Source organism: Parasediminibacterium paludis (genome assembly GCF_042651445.1).
Taxonomy (GTDB): domain Bacteria; phylum Bacteroidota; class Bacteroidia; order Chitinophagales; family Chitinophagaceae; genus Parasediminibacterium; species Parasediminibacterium paludis.
The window spans coordinates 675,807-695,295 of record NZ_JBHSDC010000002.1 but is presented as its reverse complement, the minus strand read 5'-3'; the positions used below and the strand labels follow the sequence as shown (position 1 = coordinate 695,295).

Sequence of the window (19,489 nt, the reverse complement as noted above, 5' to 3'; positions counted from 1 at the left end):
TGAAACTCAATGTAGCATTGATTTTCAGCGTTTTTAAAAAGTGCCCAGAACAGGAATCGAACCTGCACATCCTTGCGAACGGCAGATTTTGAGTCTGCTGCGTCTACCAATTCCGCCATCTGGGCAACTACTCATTGTGAATTGGGCTGCAAATATAGGGGCATCATTGCAAACTTGCCAAAATCCGTGATAAATATTTTTTCTTGAAATAATAATCTTTTACTTGCAACAGCGCTTCTTGGGTAGAAACACCGTCTTTATAATTTTCAATAATGCTTCTAATACTGTCATACAATTGAATTTCCAAATTTGAGATTTGAGATTTGAGATTGGCTATGGCTGCTTCATCACTTTCCATTTTTGCATCCATCAAAGCTTCATTTAGCTCCATCATTTCCATTAAAAAATCGGGGGATAGCTGGTACTTTTCTTCATCTTCTATTAAACCTTTTAGCTGCAACACATATTTCAGCGTTTCGTCTTTATTGGTAAATACTTTAAACGCTTTGTTCAAGAGCGATGATTTCTCCAAAGCTTCTTCCTGTTCTGCCTCTGTGGCTTGCGAAAAAAAGTCAGGGTGGTATTTTCTGCTGAGTTCGTAAAACTTGGCTTTTACAACGGCAGCATCTACTTGCAAGCTTACTGGTATATCGAACAATTCAAAGTAGGTCATAATAGTCAATAGTCAATAGTCAATAGTCAATAGTCAATAGTCAATAGTCAATAGTCAATAGTCAATAGTCAATAGTCAATAGTCAATAGTCAATAGTCAATAGTCAATAGTCAGAAACTTTAATACAACTTCTACTATTGTTTAGTATACAAAATTATATGCCTTTGCAAATTTTTCATCACAAAATCCTTTAAATCGTACAAAATCCTAGTTCAGACAACTATTCGCCTTGGACAAAGTTGAAAAAAGTGACAATAGTTGCAGTGTGCGACGCAACTACTGCCGATTGAAGGACAAAAGTTCGTTCCATAAAAACTATCACCTGCTCAGTCTGCCAATTTTTCACTTACAAATGCCGTGGCATAATGATTGACTTATCGAATTTCGTAAAAATACATATTATGGGCAAAATTATTGGTATAGACTTAGGAACAACGAACAGTTGCGTTTCTGTAATGGAAGGTAACGAACCGGTTGTAATAGCTAATGAGGAAGGACGTAGAACCACACCTTCAATTGTTGGCTTTTTGAAAAATGGCGAGCGTAAAGTGGGTGATGCTGCTAAACGTCAAGCTATTACAAACCCTCAAAACACCATTGCGTCTGTAAAGCGTTTCATGGGTAGAAGATTTGATGAGGTGACAGAAGAAATAAGCCATTGGGGTTATAAAGTAGTAAAAGGTGACAATAATACCGTTCGTGTAGATATTGATGGCAGATTGTACACACCGCAAGAAATTTCTGCGATGGTGTTGCAAAAAATGAAAAAAACTGCTGAAGATTATTTAGGTACTGAAGTAACTGATGCGGTAATTACTGTACCTGCTTACTTTAACGATGCACAACGTCAGGCGACAAAAGAAGCTGGCGAAATAGCTGGTTTAAATGTAAAACGTATTGTAAACGAACCTACAGCGGCTGCTTTGGCTTATGGCTTAGATAAGAAGAGCGTAGACCAAAAAATTGCTGTGTTTGACCTTGGTGGTGGTACATTCGATATTTCTGTATTGGAACTTGGTGATGGCGTTTTTGAAGTAAAAAGCACCAATGGTGATACACACTTAGGTGGTGATGACTTTGATAAAGTAATCATGGATTGGTTGGCAGATGAGTTTAAAGCTGACGAAGCGATTGACTTACGCAAAGATCCTATGGCATTACAACGCTTGAAAGAAGCTGCTGAAAAGGCTAAAGTTGAATTAAGTAGCGGTAACGAAACTGAAATTAACTTACCATACATCACAGCTATTGATGGTGTACCTAAACACTTAGTAAAAAAATTAAGCAGAGCTAAATTTGAAGCTTTAGCTGATGATTTATTTGCGCGTTGCTTAAAACCATGTGAAGTTGCGTTGAAAGATGCTGGTTATAGTATTTCTCAGATTGACGAAGTAATATTAGTAGGTGGTAGTACACGTATCCCTAAAGTACAAGAAATTGTAGAGAAATTCTTTGGCAAAAAACCAAATAAGGGCGTAAACCCTGACGAAGTGGTAGCTGTAGGTGCTGCGATACAAGGTGGTGTATTAACTGGTGAAGTAAAAGATGTATTACTATTAGACGTAACACCTTTAAGTCTTGGTATTGAAACGATGGGCGGTGTAATGACTACGATGATTGCAAGCAATACAACCATCCCTACTAAGAAAACTGAAGTTTACTCAACTGCAAGCGATAACCAACCAGGTGTACAAATTCATGTATTGCAAGGTGAACGCCCAATGGCTAGCCAAAACAAGAGCCTTGGTATGTTTAACTTAGATGGAATACCACCAGCACCAAGAGGTGTACCGCAAATTGAAGTAACATTTGATATTGATGCGAATGGTATGTTGCATGTAAGTGCAAAAGATAAAGGCACTGGTAAAGAGCAAAACATACGTATTGAAGCTGGTAGTGGCTTGAGCAAAGAAGAAGTTGAAAAAATGAAAGCGGAAGCAAAAGCGAATGAAGCTGCTGACAAAGCAGCCCGTGAAAGAGTTGAGAAAATCAACCAAGCTGATAGCCTAATTTTCCAAACTGAAAAACAATTTAAAGAGTTTGGCGACAAAATACCTGCTGATAAAAAAGTACCTATTGAAGCGGCATTAACGAAATTGAAAGAGGCACACAAAAATCAAGATATTGCTGCAATTGATACTGCGATGGCTGAAATGAACACTGCATGGACAGCCGCAAGCGAAGACATCTACAAAGCGCAAGCTCAAGGTGGTGCTTCTGCACAAGAGCCTGCTGGCCAAGGTGCTAGTACACAAACTGCAAGCGATACAGTAGAAGATGCACAGTTTGAAGAAGTAAAATAGACCGCTGATTGTAGTGATTTAAATGATACGAATGATGAAGCCCTTGCAGAGATGCAGGGGCTTTTTTATATTCAATATCGTTATTCAACAAAATATACTTAATGTGGTTATCTCTTGAACAAATAACTATTTCAGAAGAAAAAATTACCGACTATCTTTTTGGTTAGGATATTAAAAAATGGCAAATCAATTTTCCTTGAAAGCCTAGGCTATAACAAAGGAAATTTTGAAATTCTGATAGCTGATATTAAATAACTAGCGACAGAAAATGATCTTATTTTATCAAGAATAAGTGATTTTGATAATTTATATTCTTCTGTTGTTGATGCTTTGAGAAGCAAATTAGTTATTACAATTTAGTTAGAAGAATTGCCAGATAATACTTTTCGTTTTGGAAATTTATATCCTGTATAAATGATGTACCGTAAATAATTTTGAAATATATACCGAAATACAATTAGCAAAAGATCTACCTGAGTTAGGTTTTATTAAAGGTGATGTAGCTACAATTGTGGAAGTAATAAAAGACTTAAAAGGAAATTATGGCTTTTGTCTTGAATTTTTGATGCACAAGGCAATACATTAAAAGTTGCTGTTGTGGATGAAGATGCCATACAAAAGCCCATTTTACATGGCGTGGTACATTACAGAGAAAACTTGTACTTTAAGTTCTTCCATCAACCAAAATACATATTAAAAGCACTTACAGCTTCTTTTACCAACTATTTTCCTTCTTACAAGCAACTCAAGCTTTTTGTATGCACCCAAACACCTCATGCAATCACCTTTTTTGCTCTTGGAACCAGCTAACGCTTCTTGCATCCACTAGATTTGCGCTTGCAAGTATCATTTTCATTCTTATTGTTCCATATTTAGAACTCTAATCTGCTTTTTGGTGACTACAGTTCGCTGGAACGAACTCGAGTTCCAAATTTTGTGACTTGAGTTCTGTTTTTGGTAACCCCTGTTCACTTTTTGGTGACTCCAGTTCGCTGTAGTGTACTCATGCTCGCTTTTTTATAACTCTAGTTTGCTTTTTGGTGACTACAGTTCGCTATAGCGAATTCATACTTGCTTTTTGGTGACTCTAGTTTATCTTCCATTTACCCAAAAACAAAAAAGCGCACCAAACTGGTACGCTTCTTACAATATCTTATAGTAATTAAGCTTATTTCATACGCCATTTTGCAGTCATATTTAAATAGTCTTACAGACTCGCAATATTCTTGGCTTTTAGGCTTTTGCATGAGCAAAATATCTTTTAAAAATCCTTCCCTACCTCTATTACCACTACACCACAGTTACCACATATTCATTTTTTTCAGTAATCACACCTATTGGCTCAGCATATAAATTGTGCGATAGTAATAATGCTTGTACTTGTTCAGCGGCTTCTGGTGCAACTGCAATGAGCAAGCCACCACTCGTTTGCGGATCGGCTAATATGGCTTTTGTATAAACCTGATTGATACCAGTAGCAAATGCTATTTTGCTGCCATAACTATCCCAATTTCTATTGGTACCACCAGGAACGCATTTTTTATCAATGTAGGCTGGCAAATCGTGGGTTATTAATGGTACTTTATCAAAATGCACGGCTGCGCTTACATCACTTCCTTCTGCCATTTCTGTCAAGTGTCCTAGTAAACCAAAACCAGTTACATCTGTCATTGCATGGACTTCTTTCATCATACCTAATGCTTCACCCACTTTGTTTAATTGCATCATTTGTAAAGCGGCCAATGCTGTATCCTTTTCTGCTAGTAAGCCATTTTTTTCTGCAGTGGTTAAAATACCAACCCCTATTTTCTTAGTAAGAAAAAGTATATCGCCTTGCTGTGCTGTATTATTTTGCTTAATGTTTGCAATAGGCACAATGCCATTAACCGCTAAGCCAAAAATGGGTTCTGGGGAATCAATACTATGACCGCCAGCCAGTGAAATACCCGCTTCTTTACAAATACTACGGCTGCCCTCAATTACTAGTTGTGCTACTTCTGGCGGCAAAATATTAATAGGCCAACCCAATATCGCAATTGCCAATATGGGCTTTCCGCCCATTGCATAAACATCACTAATGGCATTAGCGCTGGCTATTCTACCAAAATTATAAGGATCGTCAACGATGGGCATAAAAAAATCAGTAGTGGCAATTAGCGCCGTACCATTACCCATATCATACACAGCAGCATCATCTTTACTATGGTTTCCAACTATCAATTTATCATTATCTGGTGTGGCTAAATTGGTGGCCAATATTTGATCGAGCATCTTAGGCGAAATTTTACAGCCACAACCAGCACCATGCGAATACTGTGTTAACTTAATTTCACTAAGATTGGGTATACTTGAATTTGCTGCCATTGATTGTTGTGTTTCTTAAATTCTAAAATAAATAATTGAGGTTAACCAAGTACCAGAAATGAGATGGTGTTATAATGCCTTTTCTTCTTTTACAATAGCAAGCAGGTTGTTTGTATTGCAAACTGCATTTACCGTATTACAGGTTATTTTTTTAATTTGTCGGTTATTTTGTTCTAACCCTTTTAAATAGTATTTATCGTAGTAGCGTAATAAAATTGCAAAGCAATGTTGTATATCATCTTCTAGAAGAAAATTTATAGCCGTTTTCGTTTCTAAGCCCCCCAAACGTTTTTTTATACGCATAATGGCTGCTACAATTTGGTCTTTTTTGAATCTGCCATAGCTAGCTACTAAATGCTGTAATCTTTCTTCAAAAGGGATATCAATATAATACACCATCGAAGATTGCTTTTTAAGATATAGTATGTTGGGTAAGGTCACATTTCCTATACGTTGACTTTCATCTTCTAGCCAAATAATGCGGTCATTAGCGGCATACAATGCCATTGCTAGCATGTTCTCAAACATTTCTTGTGAGGGTTGCTGAATGGCCTCTAGATTACCAAACGTGGAGCCTTTGTGCTGTGCTAATGCTTCCAAATCAATAACCACTTCATTCGCCTGCTTTAATATTTGTAATATTTCTGTTTTACCACTACCAGTAAAGCCTCCAACGACTTTAAAGTGGTAGTCTTTATCAAACTGTTGCATTACCCAATGTCGGTAAGATTTATAACCGCCAATTATGGTGTATACATCAAAGCCATATAAATCTAAAAGCCAAGCAACGCCTGCACTACGCATACCGCCTCGCCAGCAATGCACCACTATTTTTGTACTTGTAGCACTAGGGCTGTTCGGTTTCCGGTTATGTTTAGCTAAAATTTTTTCAACTGCCTCTACCATTTCTGCCATTTTTGGTCCAAAATATTTCAGACCAATTTTTATAGCATTTTCACGGCTTTCTTGTTTGTAGGCGGTACCCACAACACTTCGTTCTTCGTTATTAAATAATGGCAAACTGATGGCATTGGGTATATGTGCGTGTGCATATTCACCCGGACTTCTTACATCTAGCAATAAGTAATTATGTGGTTCTTGTAAGTATGCTTGAATCGTTATTTTTTGAATTGCCATAATGAAAATGTCTCAGCCTATTTAAGCGATGACTTGATACAATAATGCTTGGCTGATGATGCTAAAACATATGTAAACTGATAGGAAATTAACCTATTACTGATTAGTAAGTATGATTTCCTTAATATAGTAATTAAAAACTATTTTCTTCTACCAAATTGTAAGGCAATATAGCCATTGAAGAAAAACTTCTTTTGGTCATTGACACCTACTAAAATAGGCATTGCCTGACTATAGAATTCAGCATTTATACCTACTTCAAGTGCACTAATAGTTTCTCGAAATCTGCCATAATCAAAACGAAGTGCTACCCTTGTGGTGGCGCCAGGTACAAATTTTATCTCGCCCAAACCTTTTCCAAAACCGCTACCGCCTATAATGGCTGTAGGATCTAAGAAAGTCGATGCTGTAGAATCGGTGTATTTGATATCTTTTGTACCAGTTCCTTGCGCTGAATTGTCTGGAACTTGTACATAATAGGGCTTTAACATTCCAAGACTTAAGCCACCACCATAAATAGCAGACACTGCCACACCGTTTTTGCTGCCTTTTGCGCCAAGCAATTTTTGCTGACCAAAACCTAAACGTAGGTAGTAAAAGTTATTTTGCTTGCCATATACATAAGAGTTACCGAAGAAAACAACCGCTCCACCACCGCCTGTAAATGTGTTAGTTTGCTTATACTGTTTAGGGTCTTTACGCTCACCTAAAGAAAGCCACCAAAGGTTGGTTTTTTTGATAGTTTTGTACTTACCATGCTCGTAAGTAAATCCAAACCCATCGCTATTAAAGTTTAAACCAAAAGTGCTTTGCTTTTGAAATACCAATGCGCCTTCCTCTTCTTGTTTGATTAATTGTTCAATTTTTGCTTTTTTTTCGGCGGCTTTTTGCTGTCTTTCCTGTGCCTTATTTTGCTGTGCTGCTACTAAAAACGGCAAACAGATCATGGTCATTACAATTATCTTCTTCACGTGCATATATTTGTGTTTGTAAATTTATATAAAATCTAGTCAAATGACATCAACCGTAATTTATAAAGGTGCGTTAAGAACAGAGATGACACACTTACAGAGTACTTCAGTGATAGAAAACGATGCCCCGACCGATAATATGGGTAAAGGCGAACGTTTTAGCCCTACAGATATGGTAGCTACTGCTTTGGGTAGTTGCATGCTTACTACTATGGGTATTAAAGCTAATTCCATGGATATTGACCTTACCGACTCAAAGGTAGACATCACGAAAATTATGAAGGCTGACCCACGTAGAATTGGGGGCATAAAAGCACATGTAACCATGTCTAAATCTTTAAATTTAGATGATAAAACCAAAGAAATACTAGAACGTGTAGCACGTACTTGCCCAGTAGAAAGAAGTTTACACCCAGATATGGAACTAGACATCACTTTTGAGTGGTAGCATTTAATGGTTTACGTGCTTAATTGTTAAATTGTAGCTATTTAACAAATTAACCACCAAACCGTTTAGTGGTCATTCTACATTTTTAAAAATACTATTGCCTACAGCGCATTCTAAACAGCGTTTTTGAGTGCAATAATTATTTGTTAATTCTATCAATGCTTGGCTATCAAAGGCAGAAGCAATCGCAACATGTATTTGTTGCCATTGCTTTATAATCGTATTATTTTCTTTTTTTACAGCCATCAACCACTTGATGGCTTTTTCTTTGATAGCTTCGTCTTGCATGTGCATCCCGTAAGCAAATAGCACAGGAATAACCGTGTTAATCAACACATTATCGATGGCAGTAGCGCCAAGTTTTTTCTCTAAATAATCACTTTCGGTATCAAATTGATAATGCGTGTGCCAATAATCGTTGGCAGTTACATTAAACAGTTGCTTTACTGATGCTACATCATTTTGCTCTTTAATCTTTGAAAACAAATGCACAGAATGCACTATCAACATCGCTAATTGCGCCAATCGAATTGTTGGAAAATTAGCTGGCCGCATTCGTAAAAAATTAGGCTGAATAGATACGGGTTGAAGCTGGTATTTTTTCTGAAGAAAGCGATACTCTTTTTGTAACAAAATAGCATAATGGTCTGAATAAGAGCCATTTAATAAATTAGCTTGCCCTAGTAATAGCGCTTCTATTTGGTGTATTTGGTGCTTATGCTTTGCCAAAATATTTACAGAAATAGTCTGCGCCATCGCTTCAAACAATTCTGTATTTACCTTAATACCAAAATTGCCCGCAAGCATTATCCAGAATACTTCTTCCCAATGTTGCTTGGTAGCTTCTAAATATGCCAAAATCTTTTTGGATTTTCGTTCTAGCCGTTCGGCTACCAAACGTTCTTTCCAAGCATGCCAACCAAGCTCACTTAACCTAGGAGCAACATTGCCATGACAAGGAATATTAGCAGCTTGCATCAGTTGTGTATATCGTTCTAGCAACACTTTGGGTACTCTATCGTGCAATACCAACGTTGGTAACGATGTGCCGTTTTCAGTGGTAATAGCAGCATCATTTTCCCAAACTACATGTAGTATCACATTATTATATGTAACGTCTATTTGATGGTGATGTTTATACCAATCAGATGCTTTAACATGCAATTCAATATTGCCAGCAAAACGTAAGTTATTTATTTGAATACAGGCATCTAAAAAATCGGGCCCTTGGTTAAGATTATGCTTGCCAGGGGCAACAATTGAAAGGCTTTCACCAATAGTTGTAGTTAATTCTTGACGGTTATAATATTGAAATTGCCAGATGAATTGTAATAATTTTTCGTTCATATACCAATAGTTGAGCTAACAAATAAGCAGCTAAACTAATGAAAATATAAACTACTATATTAATTTTTTAATAACTGTAATTGTTGCACTACCCTACTTATAGGCAAGCCCATTACGTTATAAAAATCGCCTTCAATAGCTTTTATGCCAACCACACCAATCCAATCTTGAATACCATAGGCACCAGCTTTATCGTAAGGTTGGTATTTATCAATATAAAACTCAATTTGAGCTTGCGTTAGCTCGTGAAACCAAACCTTTGTAATATCAGCAAAGGCAATTTCTTTTTTACCTTCTAAGATAACCACGCCTGTAATAACACGATGCGCTTTCCCTGATAAGCTTGTAAGCGTTGCAATGGCTTCTTGCCTATCGGCTGGCTTGCCAATAATTCTATCGTCCAAAACCACCACTGTATCAGCGGCAATAATGATTTCTTTTCGATGTTCTGCATGATAAACCGTTTGCGCAAAAGTTTGTACGGCCAATGCTTTTTCTCTTGCAATATACACTGGTACATCCTCCACTGATAAATTTGGCGGGTAAACTTCGTCTGTAGCTTTTACAATTACTTCAAAGTCTATTTCAGCCCATTCTAGTAATTGTTTTCTACGAGGCGATTGTGATGCAAGTATAATTGATGACATAAAGTGCGTATTACAGGTATAATTTAAAAAGCCCCATTGATAAAACGCCTGTAAGCATTACCCATTTTATAGCAGAGCTGAGTTTGTGAAAATCCTCAGGTGTTTGTGCTGAAAATAACTGCTTAAAAATCCAGGTAATAGGCAATAATACCAATAGAAGCCCATAGACAATTGGCCACCACCAGTGCAATCGTACAGCATATATTAGCACAGTAATTAATAGGGCAATAAGCACCGTTAACCATACTGCCACAAACACTTTTGATGGATTGATGCCCCAACTGATAGGCATTGTTTTGCAACCATATTTTCTATCACCTTCTACATCTTCCATATCCTTGATAATCTCTCGTATCAAATTGATAATGAATGAGAAAGCAACAAAAATTAGTGCACTATTAAATAGAATATCAAAGTTGTTACCACTAATAATTTTATGCAATAACATACCCCTAAAATCGAAGTAAGCTGTAATGGCCACAATCCAAGCTAAATAAATGGCTACCAGTACGTTGCCAATTAAAAACTTCTTTTTAAATGTAGCAGAATAGGCAAACAAAACAACCACAGATGCAAATGCTAATAAGCAATTTTCTATATTTACTTTAGTACATAATCCAATGCCCACAATACTTAATCCAACATGTAAAAATAAAGCCCAACGCCTTGAAATAAAGCGATTAATAATAACCCTTTTTGGCTTGTTGATTTGGTCGATATTAAGGTCAAAATAATCGTTAATGATGTAGCCTGCAGCAGAAATACAAGCATAAGCAGCTAACAAAAATAAGAACTGTTGCTCTGCTTTCGCAACATCATTTGATCGGTATAATGGCAACTTAATACAATAAAAAAACAAGCACTGTGTTAATGCAATGATGAGTACATTGCCCCAACGAATTAACTTAAGAAAGGCATTAATTTTAGTCACGAAAATTTATTTGTAGCAATATACAATTTGCGCAGTTATACTTATCCACTAGCGTGATAAGTTCATGTTATCATTGCTTATTTCTGGTTGTCGCGCCACTCGTACACCCATTTGCTTTGAATCATTTCTAAATGCCCTTCAGTACTTTGTTCTCTTGTGCCTTCAAAGTTTGGTATTTGTAAAATCCATTCTAGCAAGTCCGTAAAACGGATACGATATATTTTACTTTCTCCGAAATCATCACCAAATTTTTCATATAGTTTCATCGCTATATCTTCATGATCATTCCAATGTATTGGTGGTTCAAAGTGACTCATATATTAGTTTTTAGTTTAAAGTATATAATAAGTAAAACTATTTACTCGCCTAAAAATTGGGTTTGGTCTGGTAAGGTAATATTAATTTCACCACCAGCGCTTTGGTGCAACACACATTGACAGCCAAGGCGACTCGTTAAACGTGGGTTAATGGCTCTATCAATAAAATCTTCTTCTCTATCAGATAATTCTTCTATAAATTCCTCACCTTTTTCTACATAGAGGTGGCAAGTGCTGCACGCACAAACACCGCCACAATTATGGTGAAGTTCAATTTTATTGTCTAATAACACTTCTAATAAACTTTCACCAAACCCAATATTGGTCAGGGTTTGTGGCTGTTTACCTTTCTCTTCAAATTGAATATTAATCGTGTACATCATTTTTGTTTTGGCATGCAAAAGTATCTGAAACAAGTGTATAATAAAAGCCTATAAAAGTCGGAATGAGAAATTTTAATCTGCCCAACCTTAATTTTAGCTTAAAAATTAAATTTCTTTTCACAATTCAAAAAAGATATCTACTTTGTGCAAGCGTTTGCATAGAATACCCAATTCTCACAAACGCAAGTTTGTTTTGTTAGACCTCTAAGGCTGCTTAAATATGAAAACTTAGTCTATCGAAACGAGGATGGACTTTTAATATGCATTGTTTTTTTGGTTGCTTGCTTATAAATAATCCCCGATTGGTTCTCCTTTTGGGGCTTTTTATTTGTGGACTATACTGTTAGAAAATGCTTCGTAAAACGCTTGCAATTGGGGATAATCGTGCAGTAATGCTATATGTTTCTGTACCGTTTCAAAATCACCTCTTGCGGCAGGACCTGTTTGTACATCTTTTGGTGCATGATTTGCCAATCGCGATACAGTTTCATTCATTAAAGGCAATAACAGTTTAAAATCTAGCTGTTCTTTTTGGTAAAATTCAGCTACTAGTGCAAATAGATGGTTGGTAAAATTAGATACCACCACCGCGCCTAAGTGTAACTGAATTCTTGCTTCATCATTGGCTACAAAGCATTTGTTAGATAAAGTTTCTGCAAATGCTTGCAATCTATTAATCACCAAATCGCTGTTACCATCAATAATAAATGGGATTTCGGGCAAATGGTTGGTTTCTTTTCGTAATGTTTGCAACGGCCATAGTACACCATAGTTGCTACTTGCTTGTTGCAAAACATGTTTATTTAGCGAACCAGCTGTATGCACCACTAATTTATCTTGCAGATATAACGTATTTACAACATCTGTCACTGCATCATCCGCTACTGCAATGATATAAATGTTAGCATCAGGGCAAATTTCAACAACATTGGTGCAGCTTTCAGCTTGCATAAGGGATGCAAGTTGTTGTACTTTTTCTGCATCTCTTCCCACAATTTGTTTAATGTGGTGTCCTTTGTGGTACATTAATTTGCATAAAACTGTTGCCACATTACCCGTACCAATCATCACAACGTTCATATATTTGAATTTAAAACAACAAAGTGTAACAACTTAAAGCTGGTAAATGAAGTTAGCTCAATCAATAGCCATCAACTACTACAAAACAAAGATTACAACTTTAGCGCTTATCTCGCCAAGAAAAGCGGCTGAATATGCGTTTAAAATTTTCTGTACACCTTATAGTGGCAAACCCGTAAGGCCAGAACCAACTTCTTTTCTAGAGGCTGAAAAAATAAGTTTTCAATTTGAAGGTTTAACCCTGCGTGGTTGGCATTGGCAACCCAAAGAGCCAAATGGTAAAAAAATATTAATTAATCATGGTTTCGATAGTTTTAGTTATCGCTTTGAGAAATACATTCATCCCATGTTAAAAGCTGGCTTTGAGGTATTTGCCTACGATGCACCTGGCCACGGCATTAGTGATGGAAAAACTATCAACGCTTTATTTTATAGCCAATCGATGCTTGAATTTAACAAAATTTTTGGACCATTATATGGCATTATGGCTCATAGCATTGGTGGCTTGGCTGCTTCACTAGCCGCAGAACATTTACCAAGTCTAGAAAAGCTTGTTTTGATTGCTCCTGCCGTAGAAACGACCACGGCAATTAAGGGATTTATTAAATTTTTAGGATTGGGTAATGATATGAAACAAGCATTAACAGATTATATTGTTGATTTTTCGAAACAGCCGATTAGTTATTTTGCCACAAGTACAGCTGTGCAAAAATTTCATATACCAACCCTTTGGTTACATGATACAGAAGATGCCATTTGTACTTTTGAAGATGTAAAACCTGTACAAGCGCTCAATTTGCCACATATTGAATTTTACATCACCACCGGCTTAGGCCATAGCAAAATTTACAGAGAAGGAAAAACGGTGAAAACCATTATCAACTTCTTAAAAAAATGAGAAATGGCGGCTTTTATAGCCGCCATTTTGTTATATGTAGAGGAATAATAGTTTAAAATCTTACTCCGAAATTAATGCCTACTGCTACTCTTGGTCTTATTGGTTGCGCCACATATATAGGTCTTGGTGCAGGTCTGTAACAATCAATGTGTGCACGATTATAAGCCCAGATGTCTTCGTTATCGTTACAATACACTTCTTGATAATTTTGATCTAAATAAATATCTCTAGGCAAGGTATTAACAGTTATCCAAGCACCATTTCTAGCATAACAGTAGTTGTGTGCAATTGGGTTAAAATACACATTTGCCTGAGGGTAATAGTAATAACTTCTGCGCTCTGGCGCTCTGTATACATATCTGCTATCATTATAAAAGTCACGTCTTTCTCTTCTATCGTCAAATCTATTATCTCTATATTCTCTAAAATCACGTCTGTCATCGCCTCTTCTATCACGCTCATATCCGCGTTGAGCATTTACATGTAATGAAGTGAATATAACAGTTATAATTGCGGCAATTGTCATCATCTTTTTCATGGTATAACGTTTTAGTTACTTTTCATAATCCCAAATGCGTGCCAAAAAATAAAATTCAAAAACCTATACATTTTCTTAACATTTTTTGTGTTTTCGACTATTAAACTAATATTGCATCAACCTGAGTATAGATTTGCGTGTTATTAGGGAGGCAAGTTGAAAAAAATGGTTTGTAATGAGCAGTTGAATGCCTATTGAACTGCAGTTGCTTTGCACATTGCAACCTATACAACCATTTGCAGCTTTTGCCGTCAATTAAGCAAGTCATATCAATCAAGGTTCAGACATTATGAGCAAGAATTTATTAATTGTAGAGTCGCCTGCAAAGGCTAAAACCATAGAAAAAATCTTAGGTAACGACTTTGATGTACGTAGCTGCTACGGCCACATTCGCGACCTTGAAAAAGATGATATGGGCATTGATTTAAACAATCATTATCTACCTCGTTACAAAGTACCAGAAGACAAATTAAAGGTAGTAAGCGAATTAAAAAGCCTTGCAAAAAAATCGAAAGAAGTTTGGTTGGCATCCGATGAGGACCGCGAAGGTGAAAGCATTAGCTGGCATTTAGCGGAAGTTTTAGGCCTAGATCCAAAAGAAACAAAACGCATTGTATTTCATGAAATTACTGCGCCAGCCATCAAAAAAGCGGTTGCCAATCCACGAAAAATAAATATGGATTTGGTAAATGCACAGCAAGCGCGTCGTGTATTAGATAGATTGGTTGGGTTTGAATTGAGTCCTGTGTTATGGAAAAAAGTGCAACCAAGTTTAAGCGCTGGCCGTGTACAAAGCGTAGCAGTAAGATTAATTGTAGATAGAGAAAGAGAAATTAACCATTTTGTACCAGAAAGTAGCTATAAAGTAGAGGCATTTTTTGCGGCAAAAGACATTAACAACAAGCCTGTAACCTTTAAAGCAGAAGGCCCATCAAAAGTAGCAACCTTACAAAATGCACAACAATTTTTAAACACTTGTATTAATGCCAACTACACGGTTGCTTCTATTGAAGTAAAACCAGCCAAACGCACACCAGCAGCGCCTTTCACCACTTCTACCCTACAGCAAGAAGCTTCTAGAAAGTTAGGTTATGGCGTGAGTAAGACCATGTTGATTGCACAAAAATTGTACGAGCATGGTCATATCACTTATATGCGTACCGATAGCTTTAATTTAAGCGACACTGCATTAGCAGATATTAGTAAAGAAATTAACACAGCATTTGGCAATAAATACCATCAGCCACGTAAGTTTAAAAATAAAAACGAAAGCGCTCAAGAAGCCCACGAAGCCATTCGCCCTACTTACATGAGCCACCACACAGTTGCAGATGAAGATGGTAGACGTTTGTACGAGTTAATTTGGAAACGTACCATCGCTTCGCAAATGAGTGATGCAGAATTTGAAAAAACAACTGCCAAAATCAATATTTCTACCAATAAAGAACAACTTGCTGCGACTGGTGAAGTAATGAAGTTTGACGGTTTCTTAAAAGTATATTTGGAAGGCCGTGATGATGAAGACGAAGAAGATACTGAAGGAATGTTGCCGCCTTTAAGTATTGGGCAGGTATTAGACTTTAAAGAGATGACTGCGACTGAGAAATTTACTAGAGCAGCAGCAAGATATACCGAGGCTTCTTTGGTGAAAAAAATGGAAGAATTAGGTATTGGTCGTCCTTCTACTTATGCGCCTACTATTACAACCATTATTAAAAGAAATTATGTTGAAAAACGTGATAAAGATGGTGTAAAAAGACAGGTAAATATTTTGCGCCTAACAGCCAACAACGAGATTGAAAAATCGATGTTAATGGAAAATACTGGTGCCGAAAAAGCGAAGTTATTTCCAACAGATTTGGGTTTGGTAGTTACTGATTTTTTGAATCAACATTTTAAAAAAGTAATGGATTTTAGCTTTACTGCTAAAATTGAAGAAGAATTTGACCAAATAGCCGAAGGCAAAATTATTTGGAGCAATATGATTGATGGTTTTTATAAGCCCTTTCACACCAATATAGAAAATACACTTGAAACAGCAGAAAGAGCCAAAGGTGAACGTGAATTGGGTTTTGTAGCCGAAACTGGCAAAAAAGTAATCGCTAGAATGGGTAAATATGGCCCTATGGTACAAATTGGCGATACATCTGACGAAAATGAAAAGCCGCGCTTTGCCAAGCTAAAAGCTAACCAAAGTATTGAAACCATTACCATGGATCAAGCGATGGAATTATTTCAACTACCACGTAGTTTGGGAGAATATAATGGCGAAGAATTAATTGTAAATATTGGCAGATTTGGACCTTATGTAAAATACAAAGACCAATTTATTTCATTAGCTAAAACCGATGAACCCTTAGAAATTGATGTAGCAAGAGCCGTTGAATTAATTGAACAAAAAAATCAGGCAGACGCAGCAATAGGCTACTTCGATAAGAAGCCTGTAACCAAAGGTAAAGGCCGTTTTGGCCCATTTATAAAGTGGGATGATTTGTTCATCAACATACCAAAAGGCTTTGATTATGACCATTTAACCCAAGCAGATATCAATACATTAATTGAGAAAAAATTAGAGAAAGAAGCCAATCGTTACATACAACAATGGCCTACTGAAAAAATTACGATTGAAAATGGAAGATGGGGGCCATTTGTACGTTTTGGTAAAAAAATGTTGAAGCTTACAGGTAAAAAATATACGGCTGAAGAAGCTGCAACATTGCCACTAGAAAGTGTAAAAGCAATGATTGAAGCGCAAGTGCCTGGTGCATTTGCTAAGAAAGCAGCACCTGCAAAAAAGGCCGCCCCTAAAAAGAAAGCTGCGGTTAAAAAGAAATAAATTACAAATAATATCAAATTCTTTTATGAATTATGCCCTAATTACTGGTGCGAGCAAAGGTATTGGTAGAGCTATTGCAGAACAGTTAGCCAAAAGACATATTAATGTGCTTTTAGTGGCAAGAAGTGTGGATTTATTAAAAGAATTAGCGCAACAGTTAAGAGACAATTACAAGATTGACGCAAAATATTTAGCTATCGATTTATCGTTAACTACAGCTTCGCACAACATTAGTAATTGGATTTCTGAGAATAATTTACCAATAAACATATTAGTAAATAATGCTGGCTACGGTCTAAGTGGTGCATTTACAAAATATACCTTTCAGCAGCATAGCGATATGATGCAAGTGAATATGACTGTACCTGTTCATCTAACCCATCTATTATTACCTATTTTACAGAAACAACCTGCAAGTTACATTCTAAATATTGCTAGTTCTGCTGCTTATCAAGCGGTGCCTGGTTTAAGTGTTTATGCTGCTACCAAATCTTTTGTTTTAAGCTTTAGCAGAGGCTTAAAATACGAATTACGTAATACCAATGTATCAGTAACAGTTGTTTGTCCAGGCGCCACAGATACAGACTTCCCAAATAGGGCGGATGTAACCACTGAAAAAGCAAAAAAGCTAGCAGCAAAATTCAATATGCAACCTAAAGAGGTAGCAGAACAAGCCGTCAATGCCATGTTTGCCAAGAAAAGTGAAGTAGTGACTGGCTTTGTAAATAAACTGAACTTGTTTTTAGCGTGGTTATTACCCAAAAAGATACTAGAAAAAGCTGCCGCGGATATTTACGGGTTATAAAAAGTTAGAGAACATTTGTTTATTTGAAAAATGCACTTATATTTGCAACCCGAAAGAAAATGGCTGCGTAGCTCAACTGAATAGAGCATCTGACTACGGATCAGAAGGTTTTAGGTTTGAATCCTAACGCGGTCACTCAAAAAGCTTCACAGTTGTGAGGCTTTTTTATTGGGAAATTATTTAATCAAATGATACTCAAAAGAAAAACCCCAAAACAAATGTTTTGAGGCTTAAGAAGTATGTTTTTTATTGAATTACATTTTCCATCTATCAGTCAGCTTTGTTCTTAAAGCTGGCTTCATTTTACGTTGAATGTTCCACAAATCTGTTGCATTGAAAGTATTGGCTTTAATATTTTTTGCAACGGTTTCTCTTGTTTCGTTTAACAATGCTTCTAACTGTCTGTTCTCCATCTGTATAACAGATGCATTTACTTGCTGTTTCATAATTTTTCCTTTATTGTTCTTTAATTACAATTTTAACGAGCAACAAATCAGATGGCAGCTAATAAAATAAAATCGTTGTAGAAGTACTTCAGGTATCAATCAAACGCTTGAAGAAATTTACTTGCTCGTTTTTGATGTGCAAATGTATATCAATATTTGAAGCAGCATAAAATTGAAAGCCTAATACTTTGTTAAACGTGTAAAATTTACACATTACTCCTAGTCATCTGACTTGTTTTTTAAACCCATCAATAATGTATAAGCCCCTTTTAGCACAATGTTTTTATTAGTCAATAATTCGCCATTTTTAACTTCTACCATACCCTCGTTGGCTTTCACCGTTTGTATTTCAAACATTTGAAATCGCTTATCATCAACTTGTGCAAAAGTATATTGCTTGTTTTCAAACCTAACAATCGCATCTTCTGGTAAAGCATAAACGTTTGCGTTGGTAACTTTAATTTCTGCATTCATATAAGTGCCAGGAATTAACAATTTGTCGTAATCTTCAAAATGACAATGGACATCTGTATTTCTTTCTGCCGACAAATCCTTACCAATTAACAATACCTCACATGCGTGTTTTTTTTCGGGCTGATTATTGGTATAAGCGATTAATTTTTGGCCAATGAATAACTTATCTACATCTTTCTCGTACACTTTTAGCGCCAAATGGATATCGGTAGGGTTAATTAATTCAAACAATACGTCGGTAGGCGATACATATTTACCAATATTGACATTTACTTTCGAAACATAACCATTAATAGGCGAATAAATATTGATGCTTCTACTAATAGTATTTTCATTTATTTTTAATATATCAATGCCTACTAATTGCAATTTTTCTGCCAAAGCATTTACCAAAACCTTTTGTGTTTTATAATCACTTTCAGCCAATTGATATACTTTATCGCTACTAGCTTTACTTCCGTTTAACGCTTTTTGACGCTGGTATTCATTCTCTAAATAGCTGATTTTCGCTTTAGCTGTTAAATAATCTTGCTGCAACTGAATATATTGTTGATCTTCCATTACAGCAATCACTTCGCCTTTACTTATATGCAGCCCTGGTAATAATTTGGTAGTTTTTAAATACCCACCAAGCGGTACACTTATAGAAACAATGTTTTGTGGTGGCACATCTATTTTGCCATTTACACGTAAAATCATTGCCATTGGTTGCTGACTAATTCTGCCTAGTACCAAGGCTGCATTTTTGTACTGTGTATCTGTAAGGGTAATAATACTGGTACTTGAGTCTATAGCTTTCGTTTCGTTAGTCGCTTTTTTAGTACTACAAGCAGCCAAAGCCATAATTGTGATAGACAAAAAAATTAAATTTTTCATGTATAATATTTTTAT

18 protein-coding genes and 2 tRNA genes are annotated in these 19,489 nt (G+C 36.2%); 6 read left to right on the top strand and 14 right to left on the bottom strand.

All coding sequences use genetic code 11. From position 1 onward, the window contains the following. Positions 1-41 precede the first annotated feature (41 nt). Positions 42-125: transfer RNA gene (locus ACFOW1_RS03590), tRNA-Leu, on the bottom strand. Between the two features lie 38 nt (positions 126-163). Then, positions 164-673, bottom strand: a complete 510-nt coding sequence (hscB, locus tag ACFOW1_RS03585; protein ID WP_379012342.1) for a Fe-S protein assembly co-chaperone HscB — start codon at positions 671-673, stop codon at positions 164-166. 401 nt (positions 674-1,074) lie between these two features. On the opposite strand from hscB, the gene dnaK reads away from it, so the two are divergent. Next, the gene (gene dnaK, locus ACFOW1_RS03580) at positions 1,075-2,976 is read left to right on the top strand and encodes a molecular chaperone DnaK (protein ID WP_379012341.1); all 1,902 of its coding nucleotides are present in this window, start codon (positions 1,075-1,077) and stop codon (positions 2,974-2,976) included. Between the two features lie 1,290 nt (positions 2,977-4,266). On the opposite strand, the gene selD is transcribed toward dnaK, so the two are convergent. From selD to ACFOW1_RS03565, 3 genes are all read right to left on the bottom strand, one after another. Next, a complete protein-coding gene (gene selD / locus ACFOW1_RS03575) occupies positions 4,267-5,340 on the bottom strand; it encodes a selenide, water dikinase SelD (protein ID WP_379012340.1) in 1,074 nt (357 codons plus the stop codon). Between the two features lie 69 nt (positions 5,341-5,409). Continuing rightward, positions 5,410-6,477, bottom strand: coding sequence for a tRNA 2-selenouridine(34) synthase MnmH (mnmH, locus tag ACFOW1_RS03570; protein WP_379012339.1), 1,068 nt, complete (start codon positions 6,475-6,477; stop codon positions 5,410-5,412). A gap of 140 nt (positions 6,478-6,617) precedes the next feature. Next, positions 6,618-7,448, bottom strand: coding sequence for a hypothetical protein (locus ACFOW1_RS03565; RefSeq protein WP_379012338.1), 831 nt, complete (start codon positions 7,446-7,448; stop codon positions 6,618-6,620). Between the two features lie 43 nt (positions 7,449-7,491). Here ACFOW1_RS03565 and ACFOW1_RS03560 point away from each other — a divergent pair, with 43 nt between their 5' ends. Beyond that, entirely contained in the window at positions 7,492-7,896 is a 405-nt protein-coding gene (locus tag ACFOW1_RS03560; protein ID WP_379012337.1) for an OsmC family protein, read from the top strand. Between the two features lie 72 nt (positions 7,897-7,968). On the opposite strand, the gene ACFOW1_RS03555 is transcribed toward ACFOW1_RS03560, so the two are convergent. From ACFOW1_RS03555 to ACFOW1_RS03530, 6 genes are all read right to left on the bottom strand, one after another. Continuing rightward, positions 7,969-9,243 carry a DUF2851 family protein gene (locus tag ACFOW1_RS03555; protein WP_379012336.1) on the bottom strand — a complete coding sequence of 425 codons (1,275 nt, stop codon included), beginning with the start codon at positions 9,241-9,243 and terminating at the stop codon, positions 7,969-7,971. A gap of 59 nt (positions 9,244-9,302) precedes the next feature. Then, on the bottom strand, positions 9,303-9,890 hold the full coding sequence (locus ACFOW1_RS03550; protein ID WP_379012335.1) for a Maf family protein: 588 nt from the start codon (positions 9,888-9,890) through the stop codon (positions 9,303-9,305). Positions 9,891-9,900: 10 nt separating this feature from the next. Beyond that, the gene (locus tag ACFOW1_RS03545; RefSeq protein WP_379012334.1) at positions 9,901-10,821 is read right to left on the bottom strand and encodes a geranylgeranylglycerol-phosphate geranylgeranyltransferase; all 921 of its coding nucleotides are present in this window, start codon (positions 10,819-10,821) and stop codon (positions 9,901-9,903) included. Positions 10,822-10,898: 77 nt separating this feature from the next. Further along, positions 10,899-11,138: a Fe-S cluster assembly protein IscX gene (iscX, locus tag ACFOW1_RS03540; RefSeq protein ID WP_379012333.1), complete on the bottom strand. Its 240-nt coding sequence runs from the start codon at positions 11,136-11,138 to the stop codon at positions 10,899-10,901. A 41-nt stretch (positions 11,139-11,179) separates the two neighbouring features. Next, positions 11,180-11,518: a 2Fe-2S iron-sulfur cluster-binding protein gene (locus tag ACFOW1_RS03535; protein WP_379012332.1), complete on the bottom strand. Its 339-nt coding sequence runs from the start codon at positions 11,516-11,518 to the stop codon at positions 11,180-11,182. Between the two features lie 327 nt (positions 11,519-11,845). Beyond that, positions 11,846-12,601 (bottom strand): Rossmann-like and DUF2520 domain-containing protein, encoded by a 756-nt coding sequence (locus ACFOW1_RS03530; protein ID WP_379012331.1) that lies wholly within the window; start codon positions 12,599-12,601, stop codon positions 11,846-11,848. Between the two features lie 46 nt (positions 12,602-12,647). On the opposite strand from ACFOW1_RS03530, the gene ACFOW1_RS03525 reads away from it, so the two are divergent. Further along, positions 12,648-13,499, top strand: coding sequence for an alpha/beta hydrolase (locus ACFOW1_RS03525; RefSeq protein ID WP_379012330.1), 852 nt, complete (start codon positions 12,648-12,650; stop codon positions 13,497-13,499). A 52-nt stretch (positions 13,500-13,551) separates the two neighbouring features. Here ACFOW1_RS03525 and ACFOW1_RS03520 read toward each other — a convergent pair whose 3' ends face one another. Beyond that, positions 13,552-14,037, bottom strand: a complete 486-nt coding sequence (locus tag ACFOW1_RS03520; protein ID WP_379012329.1) for a hypothetical protein — start codon at positions 14,035-14,037, stop codon at positions 13,552-13,554. A 289-nt stretch (positions 14,038-14,326) separates the two neighbouring features. Between ACFOW1_RS03520 and topA the strand changes: the two genes are divergently transcribed. From topA to ACFOW1_RS03505, 3 genes are all read left to right on the top strand, one after another. Next, positions 14,327-16,873, top strand: coding sequence for a type I DNA topoisomerase (topA, locus tag ACFOW1_RS03515; RefSeq protein WP_379012328.1), 2,547 nt, complete (start codon positions 14,327-14,329; stop codon positions 16,871-16,873). A gap of 25 nt (positions 16,874-16,898) precedes the next feature. Beyond that, complete coding sequence (locus ACFOW1_RS03510; RefSeq protein ID WP_379012327.1) at positions 16,899-17,678, top strand: SDR family NAD(P)-dependent oxidoreductase; 780 nt, start codon at positions 16,899-16,901, stop codon at positions 17,676-17,678. 61 nt (positions 17,679-17,739) lie between these two features. Beyond that, positions 17,740-17,813: transfer RNA gene (locus ACFOW1_RS03505), tRNA-Arg, on the top strand. A 119-nt stretch (positions 17,814-17,932) separates the two neighbouring features. Here ACFOW1_RS03505 and ACFOW1_RS03500 read toward each other — a convergent pair. After that, positions 17,933-18,124 (bottom strand): hypothetical protein, encoded by a 192-nt coding sequence (locus tag ACFOW1_RS03500; protein WP_379012326.1) that lies wholly within the window; start codon positions 18,122-18,124, stop codon positions 17,933-17,935. 219 nt (positions 18,125-18,343) lie between these two features. Then, positions 18,344-19,474 carry an efflux RND transporter periplasmic adaptor subunit gene (locus ACFOW1_RS03495; protein WP_379012325.1) on the bottom strand — a complete coding sequence of 377 codons (1,131 nt, stop codon included), beginning with the start codon at positions 19,472-19,474 and terminating at the stop codon, positions 18,344-18,346. Positions 19,475-19,489: the final 15 nt, after the last annotated feature.